At 63.2% G+C, this 12,403-nt stretch carries 11 protein-coding genes, 1 tRNA gene and 2 pseudogenes; 9 read left to right on the plus strand and 5 right to left on the minus strand.

Features of this window, described 5'->3' with window-relative positions:
* Positions 1 to 129: 129 nt before the first annotated feature.
* On the minus strand, positions 130 to 726 hold the full coding sequence (locus tag G7067_RS12380; protein ID WP_205881147.1) for a 50S ribosomal protein L25/general stress protein Ctc: 597 nt from the start codon (positions 724 to 726) through the stop codon (positions 130 to 132).
* 231 nt (positions 727 to 957) lie between these two features.
* On the opposite strand from G7067_RS12380, the gene lipB reads away from it, so the two are divergent.
* Complete coding sequence (gene lipB / locus G7067_RS12385) at positions 958 to 1,653, plus strand: lipoyl(octanoyl) transferase LipB (RefSeq protein WP_244301113.1); 696 nt, start codon at positions 958 to 960, stop codon at positions 1,651 to 1,653.
* Positions 1,650 to 2,657 carry a lipoyl synthase gene (lipA, locus tag G7067_RS12390; protein ID WP_166324898.1) on the plus strand — a complete coding sequence of 336 codons (1,008 nt, stop codon included), beginning with the start codon at positions 1,650 to 1,652 and terminating at the stop codon, positions 2,655 to 2,657. The genes lipB and lipA overlap by 4 nt, the downstream gene beginning before the upstream one ends.
* Positions 2,658 to 2,859: 202 nt before the next feature.
* Here lipA and G7067_RS12395 read toward each other — a convergent pair whose 3' ends face one another.
* The 3 genes and pseudogenes from G7067_RS12395 to G7067_RS12405 form a co-directional block, all read right to left on the minus strand.
* Complete coding sequence (locus G7067_RS12395) at positions 2,860 to 3,837, minus strand: ribose-phosphate diphosphokinase (RefSeq protein ID WP_166324901.1); 978 nt, start codon at positions 3,835 to 3,837, stop codon at positions 2,860 to 2,862.
* A gap of 13 nt (positions 3,838 to 3,850) precedes the next feature.
* A pseudogene (gene glmU, locus G7067_RS12400) lies at positions 3,851 to 5,316 on the minus strand (bifunctional UDP-N-acetylglucosamine diphosphorylase/glucosamine-1-phosphate N-acetyltransferase GlmU).
* 262 nt (positions 5,317 to 5,578) lie between these two features.
* A tRNA-Gln gene (locus G7067_RS12405) sits at positions 5,579 to 5,650 on the minus strand.
* A 91-nt stretch (positions 5,651 to 5,741) separates the two neighbouring features.
* On the opposite strand from G7067_RS12405, the gene G7067_RS12410 reads away from it, so the two are divergent.
* The 6 genes from G7067_RS12410 to G7067_RS12430 all read left to right on the plus strand — a co-directional run bounded on the left by G7067_RS12410 (position 5,742) and on the right by G7067_RS12430 (position 9,765).
* Positions 5,742 to 6,293, plus strand: a complete 552-nt coding sequence (locus tag G7067_RS12410; protein WP_166324904.1) for a MarR family winged helix-turn-helix transcriptional regulator — start codon at positions 5,742 to 5,744, stop codon at positions 6,291 to 6,293.
* 9 nt (positions 6,294 to 6,302) lie between these two features.
* The gene (locus G7067_RS12415) at positions 6,303 to 7,979 is read left to right on the plus strand and encodes a radical SAM protein (RefSeq protein ID WP_244301114.1); all 1,677 of its coding nucleotides are present in this window, start codon (positions 6,303 to 6,305) and stop codon (positions 7,977 to 7,979) included.
* On the plus strand, positions 7,976 to 8,293 hold the full coding sequence (locus G7067_RS12420) for a hypothetical protein (RefSeq protein WP_244301115.1): 318 nt from the start codon (positions 7,976 to 7,978) through the stop codon (positions 8,291 to 8,293). The genes G7067_RS12415 and G7067_RS12420 overlap by 4 nt, the downstream gene beginning before the upstream one ends.
* Positions 8,294 to 8,296: 3 nt before the next feature.
* A complete protein-coding gene (locus G7067_RS12425) occupies positions 8,297 to 8,848 on the plus strand; it encodes a prolipoprotein diacylglyceryl transferase family protein (protein WP_280115719.1) in 552 nt (183 codons plus the stop codon).
* A complete protein-coding gene (locus tag G7067_RS14720; RefSeq protein WP_280115767.1) occupies positions 8,821 to 9,102 on the plus strand; it encodes a prolipoprotein diacylglyceryl transferase family protein in 282 nt (93 codons plus the stop codon). Before G7067_RS12425 ends, G7067_RS14720 begins: the two co-directional genes overlap by 28 nt.
* Positions 9,103 to 9,441: 339 nt before the next feature.
* The gene (locus tag G7067_RS12430) at positions 9,442 to 9,765 is read left to right on the plus strand and encodes a hypothetical protein (RefSeq protein WP_166324907.1); all 324 of its coding nucleotides are present in this window, start codon (positions 9,442 to 9,444) and stop codon (positions 9,763 to 9,765) included.
* A gap of 173 nt (positions 9,766 to 9,938) precedes the next feature.
* Here the strand turns inward: G7067_RS12430 and G7067_RS12435 are convergent.
* A pseudogene (locus G7067_RS12435) lies at positions 9,939 to 11,605 on the minus strand (amidase).
* 73 nt (positions 11,606 to 11,678) lie between these two features.
* Here G7067_RS12435 and G7067_RS12440 point away from each other — a divergent pair.
* On the plus strand, positions 11,679 to 12,323 hold the full coding sequence (locus tag G7067_RS12440) for a TetR/AcrR family transcriptional regulator (protein ID WP_244301116.1): 645 nt from the start codon (positions 11,679 to 11,681) through the stop codon (positions 12,321 to 12,323).
* Positions 12,324 to 12,403: the final 80 nt, after the last annotated feature.

A 12,403-nucleotide genomic window follows, 5' to 3' on the forward strand; every position in this document is an offset into this window, starting at 1 on the left:
GATCTCCCAGTAGTAATAATCGCAGGAGCCACCGACAAACACGATGGCCAAGATGACCCGGGCAGACAAACGGCCCGTCGTGTCAGCGTGAAAGCGCCAACTCGACGGGCCAGAATGTGCGAGAGATGCCTACTCGGCAGCGGCCTCTTCGGCGGCTGCTGCGTCGGCCTCTTCGTCAGCTGCAGAACCACGCGGCACAACAACGTGAACAACCAGCTGCTCGGGATCGTCGAGCAGTGCGCAGCCCTTGGGCAGTGCAATACCGCCAGCGAGCACCTGGGTGCCCTCTTCAGCACCCTCGATGTTGACGACAACGTTCTCGGGAATGGACGTGGCGGGAGCGCTCAGGCGCAGCGTGTTGAGCTCGAGCAGCGCGTTGGTGCCAGAGAACGACTCGCCCTCAACGTGGACCGGAACCTCAACCTCAACGAGCTCGCCCTTCTTCACGACGATCAGGTCGAGGTGCTCGATGATCTGGCGAACCGGATCCTTCTGCACGTCCTTCACGAGCACGAGCTCCTTGCGGCCCTCGATGTCGAGTTCGATGATCGCGTTCGCCTGGCGGATGATGAGGCTCAGCGGGTGGGTCTCGAGCGACAGGTGCACGGGGTCGGTGCCGTGTCCGTAGACGACAACGGGGGTGCGGCCTGCTGCGCGGAGCTTGCGGGCGACGCCCTTACCGAAAGAATTGCGAACTTCCGCTACCAGCTTGTTAGTTTCACTCATGATTGATCTCCTAGACGGGCTCTCGCCCAATGTGGCGGTGGTGCCGCCGGAATTGGTGTCTCGCACTCGCGTGATTACGCAGCAAGATGGCCCGCTGAGGCAGCCCGTCCCGCGTCGATTACGGGCGCATGCGCCCCTCGCCGAAGTACAGCACAAGAGTCTACATGAGTTCAGCTGAGTGTGTGAGCGACACTTGCCTTTAATAGACCGAGTTCAACTAAGCTGTGGGGTGTGGCTATCGCATCGACTTCCGCTCACCCATCCGCACAAACCCCGCACCCCTTCGGTAACACCCGAGTGGTTCACGCTGGCCTCTCCCCCAATTTCGTCCCATACGAGCACGGACTCGAACTCCAAAACGAAGCGGCCGCGCGGCTCGCAGACGGCGATCCCGGCACGCTACTGATCCTCGAACACGACGCCGTCTACACCGCAGGCCGAAGATCCCTCCCCGAGGAATACCCCAATGACGGCACCCCCGTCGTGCCCGTGAGCCGCGGTGGCAAAGTCACCTGGCACGGCCCGGGCCAGCTCGTCGCCTACCCCGTGGTGCGCCTGAACAACCGCTTCGGCCTCGTCGACTTCATCCGCACCCTCGAACAGGTCATCATCGACACCGCCAGCGATTTTGGCGTCACCGGCCGCCGAATCGAGGGGCGCACAGGCGTCTGGGCGGATCCCGACGGCCTGCCCGCCGAAAAGTTCGCGCAGATCGGGATCCGAGTAAGCGAGGGCATCGTCACGCACGGCCTCGCTGTGAACTGCAGCAACTCTCTCACGCCCTTTGAATCCTTCGTGCCCTGCGGCATCACCGATGCCGGAGTCACCACCATGAGTCGCCTGACCGGGCGCACCATCACCCCGAGCGACGTTGCCCCCGCGCTCGTTCAACATCTCACCGCAGCACTTCAGGAGGTCGCCCAGTGAGCGCCACAAATCTCGGTACCCCCCTCGCAGAAGGCCGCAAGCTGTTGCGCGTGGAGGTCCGCAACTCCGAAACCCCGATCGAACGCAAGCCCGAATGGATCAAGACCCGCGCACGCCAGGGCCCCGAGTATCGCGACGTGCAGGCACTCGTGAAACGCGAAGGCCTCAACACGGTCTGTCAAGAAGCCGGCTGTCCCAACATCTACGAGTGCTGGGAGGATCGCGAGGCGACCTTCTTGATCGGCGGTTCTATCTGCACCAGGCGGTGCGACTTCTGTTTGATCACCTCGGGGAAGCCCCTCGCTCTCGACACCGATGAGCCGCGCCGCGTCGCCGAATCCGTGCGCACCATGGGACTGCGCTACGCCACCATCACGGGCGTGACCCGCGACGATCTGCCAGATACCGGCGCGTGGCTCTATGCCGAAACGATCCGCAAGATCAAAGAGTTCAACCCGGGCGCCGGTGTTGAAGTCCTTGCGGATGACCTCGGCGGCCGGCCCGAAGATCTTGCGCAGGTCTTCGAGACCGGGCCTCAGGTGTTTGCCCACAACCTCGAAACCGTACCGCGCATCTTCAAACGCATTCGCCCAGGGTTTCGCTACGACCGCTCCCTCGGCGTCATTCGGCAGGCGCAAGAGGCCGGCATGGTGACGAAGTCAAACCTGATCCTCGGCATGGGTGAGGATCGCGCCGAGATCATCGACACCATGCGGGAACTGCGCGATTCCGGGTGCGACATTCTGACCCTAACCCAGTACCTGCGCCCCTCGAGACTGCACCACCCGATCGACCGCTGGGTGCGGCCAGAAGAGTTCACGGAGTTGCGGATCGAGGCCGAGGAGATGGGGTTCGCCGCGGTGCTCGCGGGGCCCCTCGTGCGCTCCTCCTACCGCGCGGGCAGGCTGTGGGCGCAGGCGATGACCGCGAAAGGCCGTGAGATCCCCGCGTCTCTGCGGCATCTCGCCGAGCTCCCCGCAGGATCCGCGGCCCAGGCCGTGTGAGGGGCTTCGCGCGGCGGGCGACGCCCTCACCGCGGCGTAAAGAACGCGATGCGTCTGCCGCAGTGGCGGCACCGCGAATCACGCGAAATCGCGATGCGATTTCGTTCTAGTGATTCGCGCTACGCCGCCACCTCTCGCTTCGCTCCGTAGGCCTCGGGCGACGCCCTCACCGCGGCTTGAAAAACGCTGGTACGCGTTTTTTCTACGCCGCGCCCTCAAACATCGAGGTGACCGAGCCGTCCTCGAAGACCTCGTGGATCGCCTTCGCGAGCAGCGGAGCGATCGGCAGCACCGTCAACTTCTCGAAACGCTTCTCCTCGGGTACCGGAAGCGTGTCCGTAACAACAACCTGATCGATGAAATCCTGCGACAAATGCGTCGTCGCCTGCCCTGAGAAAATGGGGTGCGTGCACGCAATCGTGACACCGCGTGCCCCGGCAGCCTTCAGCGCTTCCGCAGCCTTCGCGATCGTCCCGCCAGTATCGATCATGTCGTCAACAACGACACACCAGCGATCCTTCACCTGACCAACGATCTCGTGCACCGAGACCTGGTTTGCGACCATCGGATCGCGGCGCTTGTGAATAATGGCGAGCGGAGCGCCCAGCTTGTCACTCCAGATATCGGCGACGCGCACGCGACCCATATCGGGTGATACGACGGTCAGATCGTCACGGTCGATCGTCTTGCGGAAGTGTTCCAGCAGCACCGGCATCGCAAACAGGTGGTCAACCGGGCCGTCAAAGAAGCCCTGAATCTGCGAGGCGTGCAGATCCACCGACATGATGCGGTGCGCACCAGCCGCCTTAAACAGATCAGCGACGAGGCGCGCAGAAATCGGCTCGCGCCCACGACCCTTTTTGTCCTGGCGCGAGTAAGGGTAGAAGGGGGCAACCACGGTGATGCGTTTCGCAGACGCACGCTTCAGCGCATCCACCATAATGAGCTGCTCCATCAACCACTCGTTGATGGGATTCGTGTGTGACTGGATGACAAACGCATCCGAGCCACGCACGCTCTCGTCAAAACGAGCATAGAGTTCACCGTTCGCGAAGGTCCGCGAATCAGTGGGGACAAGCTCGGCTCCCAGCTCGGCAGCCACCTGCTCAGCAAGTTCGGGATAGGCCCGGCCCGTAATCAAGACGAGCTTCTTCTGCCCGGCCATCTCGATATTGCTCATCGCTGCGTGTTCCTCATCTCAGCTCGTTCCCGCCATTGTTCGCCGCTTCAGTCTTATTCAGTTGTGCTCGCTCCGCTGCCCGAGCGGTACTCGTACCCGCCCGATTCTCGGCCACCCAGCCCTCAATATTGCGCTGGGGTGCCACGTTCATTGCGAGGGATCCTGCAGGCACGTTCTTACGCACCACAGTACCCGCCGCCGTGTACGTGCCGTCTTCAATGGTAACCGGAGCAATGAGAACATTCTTGGAGCCGACCTTGACCGAGTCACCAACGACGGTCTGGTGCTTCTTCACGCCGTCGTAGTTCGCAACAATGGTGCCCGCGCCGATGTTCGACTCCTCGCCAATCGTGGCATCGCCGACGTACGAAAGATGCGGCACCTTGCTGCCGTCGCCAATCTTCGCATTCTTCACTTCGACGAAAGCACCCAATTTACCGCCCTCGCCAAGTTCTGTCCCGGGGCGAATGTAGGTGAAAGGCCCAACTTCAGCATTCGCCGCGAACACTGCGAGCGTCGCCTCGCTGCGTCGGATCCTCGCGCCCTCCCCCACCTCGCAGTCCACGAGGGTGGTATCCGGGCCAATAATCGCGCCGCTCGCGATCGAGGTCGCACCGTGCAGGTAGCTTCCCGGCAGGATCTCAACATCCTGCTGGATCGAAACGTCAGCGTCGATCCACGTCGCACTCGGATCCTGGATCGTGACACCCGCACGCTGGTGAGCCTGCACGATACGCGCGTTCAGTTCGCGTCCGGCTTCAGCCAGCTGTACGCGGTCGTTGACACCGGCGATCAGCCAGGCATCGTTGGTTGCGACGGCCTCGACAACCCCACCGCTCGCGAGAATGCGGGCCGCAGCATCGGTCAGATACTTCTCTCCCTGCGCATTGTTCGTATCGATTTCGGAGAGCGCACGCTCAATATCGCGGCGGGCAAACACGTAGATGCCGCCATTAATCTCTGTGATGCGGCGCTCCACCTCGCTCGCGTCTTTCTCCTCAACGATGCCAGTGACGGCACCGTTGGTATCACGCAGGATCCGGCCGAGACCCGTGGGATTTTCGTAGATCGCGGAGAGCATCGTCATCGCCCGACCGCCGTCAAGGTGCCCGCGCACCAGGCGCTCGATCGTGACCGCGTCGATAAGCGGCACGTCGCCCGAAAGCACCACAACCGAGCCGTCGAAGTCGCCAGGCAGCGCCGCAAGCGCCTGCTCGACCGCACGCCCCGTGCCGGGAACATCATCCTGATCAACAATGATCGTGTCGGGGGCGTGATCGACGATCGCTGCAGAGACCCGCTCGCGCTCGTGTCGCACCACGGCGATCACCTGCTGCGGAGACACTCCGGCAGCGGCATCGAGCACGTGCGCGATGAGGGAACGCCCCCAATCCGGTGCAACACCTTCGGCAGAGCCGACTTCATGCGGGTACCCTGCCCCGCTGCGAGGATCACAACCGCGAGGGATCGTTCTGTCATCTGAGATTGCCTCTCTCGTTGCACGGAGCTGTAATTCAACAGCCTGGGCTCTTGAATTACCGCTCCCAAACACACGGAAAAAGCTTCGCTTTACCCTGCCCTGACAGCGCTTGTGAGCGCTGCACGGAGCTGTAAAACAAGAGCCTAGGCTCCCACAAAACAGCTCCCCACACACGGAAAAGCTTCGCTTTGCCCTGCCCTGACAGCGCTTGTGAGCGCTGCACGGAGCTGTAAAACAAGAGCCTAGGCTCTTGTTTTACAGCTCCGCCCCCAGGACTCGAACCTGGACCTAACAGCTCCAAAGGCTGTCGTGCTGCCATTACACCAAGGCGGATCGTGCGAAAACGCACGTCCTATAGTCTGCCAGATTCGGAGGCCCCGCGCGGACAGCACACAATTCTTGTACCGACCCCGATAATAGGAGGATGAAATACGAGGACGAAGTTGACCGCATCATCGCCGAGTGGTCAAGCGCGAGACCGGACCTGGATCTCGCCCCGCTCGCTGTATTCTCGCGACTGTCTCGCATCGGCAAGCATCTCGATCGCGCACGAGCACACGCGTTTGAACGCTCAGGATTAAGTTCCTGGGAATTTGACGTGCTCGCGGTACTTCGCAGAAGCGGTGCCCCGTTCAGGCAGAGCCCCAAAACCCTCGTCCGCCAAACGATGGTCTCGAGCGGCACGATGACCAATCGCATCGACCGGATGGCCGACCGCGAACTGGTACGCCGACTCACCGACCCCAATGACGGTCGCGGCGTGCTCGTGGAGATGACCCCGCACGGGCAGACCCTCGTCGATGCCGCCATGACGCGACTGAGCGACGCGGAAGAGCGACTCCTGGGCGGTCTTCCGCGGGCCGAACGCGATCGCCTCGCTGCTCTGTTGCGCCGTCTCGCTATCAGCGTCGACCGCTTCGAGCAGCCCGTCACCGAACCAATCACCATTCCCGAACCGGGACCCGAGGTGGGATAGCTTAGCCACATGGCAACAACAGCAAGCGCAGGCATGCCCCTGCGTGATTACCGTGTGCACCGCTACGTCAACGCATTCTGCCCGCAGTGCCACGAGGAAAACCCGGACCAGCCGCTCTCGGAGGTCCAGCGGCTGAGCGGCTGGCTTGCCGACCGTGACGGCGTGATCTGGCTTGAGCGAGGTTGCCGCACTCACGGCCTACAGCGCACCCTCTACGACGAGTCTGCCGAGATCCTGAGCTACCTCGAAGAGTGGACGGCACCGACAAAGGTCCACACCCCCGATCTCGCCGGCAACTTCAAACCGGTACCCGAGGCCTTCGAAGACGGCCTGCCGGAGATGCATACGCAACACACCTGCATCCTGCTGCAAGACATCACGGATCACTGCAATCTCAAGTGCCCGACCTGCTTCGCGGAATCAAGCCCGGCGGCGAGCGCCGTCGCGCCTCTCGCCGAGGTGCTTGCGTCGGTGGATCAGCGCCTCGCACGCGAAAACAACCGGATCGACGTGCTGATGCTCTCCGGCGGCGAGCCGACGCTGTATCCGTGGCTGGAGCAGCTGCTTGACCATCTCGCTACCCGCCCGGTGGTCAGGATCCTGATCAATTCCAACGGCCTGCGCATCGCGAACGACGACGCTTTTGTGGAAACGCTCAAGAAACACCGAGAGCGGGTCGAAATCTACCTCCAGTTCGACGGCGAAGAGCCCGAGTCGTCGAAGTTTCACCGCGGTGCCGATATTCGCCGTTTCAAGGATCGCGCGCTTGCACGCCTCTCGGAGGCTGGCGTGTTTACGACACTCACGATGACGGCTACGCTCGGCGTCAACGACCACGAGATCGGCGCGGTCATCAAGCGGGCGATGGATACGCCCTACGTCGGTGGCGTGACGATCCAGCCGGTGTTCGGCTCTGGGCGTTCGGCCGGCGTCGACCCGATGAATCGGCTGACCCACGGCGGTGTGCTGAAGCGGCTCGAATCGCAGACACACGGCACCGTCACCTGGCGCGACCTGACCGCGCTCCCCTGCAGCCACCCCCACTGCTGCTCAGTCGGATACATGCTCCGCGACGACTCTGACGAGTGGCGCTCCCTCACCGCGATCGTTGGCCACGAGCGGCTGAAGCAGTTCTTGGATTTGGAACCCGATCTCATCGCGAACCGGATCGCCGACAGCGAGATCAACAGAAAGCTGAAAGAGAACGTGAAGCAGTCGCTGCTGGATCTCTTTAGCGAGCAGTCGTCACTCTCCCACCCCTCAATCGCCGGGATCTGGCGCGATGTGTGCACGGCGTGCGACCTCGGCATCGGGACGCTCACGGCGCTCGCAACTTCGGCGTTGCCTGGTCAGCACGGGCGCATGCGCAAGTTTCTGGGCGAGCGTGTGAAACGCATCACCGTCAAACCCTTCATGGATATCAACACGATGATCGAGGAACGCCTCACCCAGTGCTGCGTGCACGTCGCCACCGTGAACGAGAGCGCAGCGGAGGATGGCGGCAACGTGCACCAGTGCGCGCCGTTCTGTGCCGTGCAGGCGTGGGCGCCGCTCGGCGCGCGCAGGCTGTCCACCGCGACCGGGGTGCGGGGCGTTGATCCAGGGCAGGATCCTGAGCCCCAACCACCACAGTTTGCGCCTGACGCTTCGAGACTCATCCCCGTGAAATCAAGGAGTTCCCGGTGACCGCGCAGATGCCGCCGCTCGGCAGTTACGACCCGACCGTCGGTGACCCCGCTCCGGCTTTCGACCCACTCAGACTGTGCGTGCACACCACGGTCGCACTCATCACCTGCGTGCTCGGGCCAATCTCACTGCTGGGTTTTGCCCTCATCGCGATCGCCGGGTACGCGCGGGCGCGCCGCGGCGGCCTGATGCGGTCAAAGTGCAAGCTGGGTGACACCCGGCTGGTGCTGGCCTATCTCAGCGTGCTGGCCGTTGGTGCGGCGGTCGCGATCCCGTTCTGGATCATGCTGTGGGTGCGGGTCTTCGGCGGCTGACACATGTATCCCACGCTTTCTGACCTGTTCGGCTTTGGCTTGCCGATTGATACCCACGGAGCGTTTGTGGCTCTCGGCCTGGCCGCGGGCGGCATCGTGTTCTGGATCGAGTCGCGTCGCCGCCGCGTACACGACCCGCGGATCCCGTATCTGGTGCTCGGGGCGCTCGTGGGCGCCGCGGTGTTTGCCAGGCTCGGAACTTGGGGGCAGCATCTGGACCCGTCTGAGAACCTCAATCTCGGTGAACAACTCTTACGCGGCAACGCGTCGATCCTGAGCGCCCTCGTTGGCGCCTGGCTTGGCGTGCACATCGCGAAACGGCTCGTCGGGTACCGCGAGCGCACGGGCGACCTGTTCGCTCCGGCAGTCGCACTCGCGCTCGCGATCGGGAGGATCGGCTGCCTCCTGACCGAACGTCCGGGCACGCCCACCGGCGGCGACTGGGGTATCGTGCTCGACGCGGCGCAGGCGGAGAGACTAGGACTCCCGCGGGGGTCGGCCTCCACCCCAGTTTCGTCTACGAGATCATTTTTCACGCGGTCGCGTTCGCGGTGATCTGGTGGTGGCTCCGGCGGCTCAGGATCGCGCCCGGTGAGATCCTGACGCTCTATATTGGCGCGTACGCGGTCTTCCGCTTCTTCGTCGAGTTCGTGCGCGGCAACGAGATCGCGTGGCTCGGGCTCACCAGACCGCAGCTATTTCTGCTGCTGACGATCCCACTTTTTGCCGTCCGGGTGATCTGGTTGGCGCGCCACGGCAAGCTCACCGTCCCTCAAGAAAGGAGAGCTGATGAACATCAACCCGCCTGAGCTCCCGCCTGACAATCTCCCGCCTGACAATCTCCTGCCTGACAATCTGCCGCCGGAGCGACCACCCAGTGGCCGCATTCTGGCCGGAATCGGGATCGGAGTCGGCGCGTATGTGGTCGCCATCTTCGTCATCCTCTCCCTTTTCGGCCCGAACAGATATCCCTCGACTGAGGCAATCCGCTTCTGGGTCCTCGCCCCGTCATCCTCGGTATCGTGCTCACGATTCTTCGGCGTACTCGTAAGACCGGTATCGGGGTGCTCATCCTCTCAGCCTCACTCTGGCTTGTTTTTCTGAGCATGTGCATCGATCTCTTCGTTTAGTGTCTTGGAGGAACATCCATGAGTATCGACCCACCTGAATCCCAGGAGCCGGATTCGCAACTGCCTGATGGATCCAGCGGAGGCAGCATTTGGGGCGGAGTCGGAATCGGATGCGGCTCCTATGTCTTCGTTCTCCTCATCGGCTTTGTACTGCTTGGCTCCGGAGTCTACTTCTCAGGCAACGTCTTTCTGCTCTTGCTCTTCTCCCCGTTGGCGATCGGGATCCTGCTCGCAGTTCTTCCGCGAACGAGACGCCTGGGAATCGGCGCACTGATTCTTACCGCGGCAGCCTGGCTGATCCTCATCGGGCCGTGTTTCGCGATGATTGGCGGGATCCTCTGACCCCTGTTACCCGCGCGATTCCCGCCCTCGCGTTCACGGGCGCTCCGCAATGGCCCCTTTTCACTGAGAACACCGATTCCACTCAGAACACCCAAGTTCCAGCAAAGTAGGTGTTCTCAGTGGAATCGGTGTTCTCAGCAAAATGATGTTGTTACTCAAGCTCAAGCTCAAGCTCAGGGCGTCGAGGCAGGGGGCACTCGCATGGATCCCGCCGCCTCAAACGCCGCGGCATATCCAAGCAGCTCGGGATCCGCGTAGGCCGGACCGGCGAAGGTCAATCCGACCGGCATCCCGATGTCCTCCATCAGTCCCATGGCGACAGTCACGGTCGGGATGCCGAGGTGGCGCAGCGCGTAGTTGCCGTTCGAGAAAAACACACCGTTCGACCAGGCGTGATCCGCGGCGGCAACATCGACGTCGGCGTTCGCCGCCCCCACATCGGCGTTCGCGGGGAACACCACCGCATCGTACCCGTGCTCAGCAAGCCACGCCTCGAACAGTTCCTCGCGCAGCCGCACAAGCGCGCGCAGCCCGTCCGCGAAATCCGGTCGCTCGCGCGGATCCGCGATACCCGCTCGCGCCGCGGCAACAGTGGCGCGGTAGCGGTTGTCGTAGTCTTCGACCTCCTCGTAGCGGTCTGGCAGCGCGCCCGGCGGCCTGGGGAAAATCTGATCGGGATCCACCACCCCCAGGTTCGGGATCGCCGGATCGCCGTTCGCCTTCAAGAAATCGTCCCAACCAAACCCGAGGAAGTCGGTGAACTCGGTGTCCATCCAGCCCTCGGGGAGTACTCCGAGCGCGCCGACGTTTTCCTGCCCGGGCCGGTCGCCCTCGTACTGCTCAATGAGCGGGAATCCCGTCACCACGACCTCGGCACCAAGCTCCTCAAGCCGCGCCCGAGCGATCTCGAACCGTGCGAGCACCGACGGGCGCACCGCGATCGGGAACCGCGGATCCTGGCCGAGATACATCGCCGGCACCGCGAAACGCTTGCCGCGCAGGGCGTTGGGATCCTGCAGCGAGAGATACGATTCGGGCCGGTGCTGGCTCGGCTTCGGAAGCGGCACGACTGATTGGTTGCGCCAGAAGTCGCCGCGGGTGATCTCGTCATCCTGCACCAGCACGTCAAGCAGCCGCAGCATGTCAGGCATGGAACGGGTGTGCGGGACCACCACATCGCGGGCGGGAAACAGCGGCCAGTTGCCGCGAATGGAGAGCACACCCCAGGACGGAGTATATGCGCAGAGACCGTTGTTTGAGGCGGGGCTGCGGCCCGAGGAGACCGTCTCTTCCCCATGCCAAACACCGCGAGGTTCGCGGCGGTTGAAACCCCCGAGCCGTTCGAGGATCCCGAGGCGTAGGCCGCGGCGAGGTAGTCACGATTGTAGGGGCTTTCGGCGCGCCCATATACGCCGCGCTGCATGCCGCCATCTGCCATCGGAGGCATATTGGTTTTGCCGATGAGAACCGCGCCGGCTTCGCGGAGCTTGGCGACGGAAAACGCGTCCCACTGCGCAATGAGATCCTTGAACGCCGGCGATCCCGCGGCGACCGTGAGGCCCTGCACCATATACGAATCCTTGACGGTAAACGGCACACCCTCAAGGGGCCGCGCCGTGCCCTCGCGCCAGCGGCGGTCTGACTCGGCAGCCTGCGCCATCGCTGCGGGGTTCAGCACCGGGATCGCGTTGAGGCCGCCAGATCCCCTGTCGTATGCGTCGATCCTGGCAAGATAGCGCTCGGTAAGCTGAGTACTCGTGATCTCACCGCGCGCAAATGCCGCGAGGATCTCTTCGATACTTGCCTCGATTAGATTGAAGCCGGCTGCAGGATCGCTCATGTCTTCCTCGTTTCCGTGTCGAAAGTATCGTATCCTGAAAATAGTTTCAGTTCCAGCAGCCGGAGGAGGCAGCGTGGCAGAGAACACCCAAGCCGACAGCAGAGCAGATAGCCGAGACAAGATCCTGCAGGCCTGCGAACGGACAATTGCCCGCTCGGGGCTGCGCAGCTTCAGAATGCAGGACGTTGCACGGGAAGCGGGAGTCTCCATCGGTCTCCTGTCGTACCACTTCGGCGACCGCGACGGCCTCCTTCAGGCCGCCCTCGACCACGTCAACGCTAGGAGCTCCGACCGCGCAGGACGAACCCCTCACGCCCACACCCCCGCACAGCGATTGAGCGCCCTGTTGTGCTCAGAGTTCGGTGACGACGCGCAGGTCCGCGCCGGCTCCATCGTGTGGAACGAGCTGCGGGCGGTCTCGGTGTTTGAGCCAACGAGCGCCGCCGCTCTCACCCGCTCTACCGCGGAGTGGCAGAGCGCGGTAGAGACGCTCATCGGCGAGGCGATCCTCGCTTGCACCCCGCAGGATCACGAACCTGAGCAGAACACCGGGCCGGCAGCCACAGCGCTCCTTCTCACCGCACTCGTCGAGGGGTTGTCCGGGCGATGGTTGACCGGCCAGATCACCGCAGACGAGGCGCAACACGCGGTGCGTTTCGCGCTCCACGGACTCGGGCTCAGTGAATCCGACGCGCCCGGGGTACCCAGCGGGGCCTAAGGAAACCACGCTCTGAGCCATTGGCGGCCTAGAATCAAACATTGGGGCTCACGGCGGATCGCCGACATCGTGCCACGGAA

Source organism: Leucobacter insecticola, assembly GCF_011382965.1.
Classification (GTDB): Bacteria; Actinomycetota; Actinomycetes; order Actinomycetales; family Microbacteriaceae; genus Leucobacter; species Leucobacter insecticola.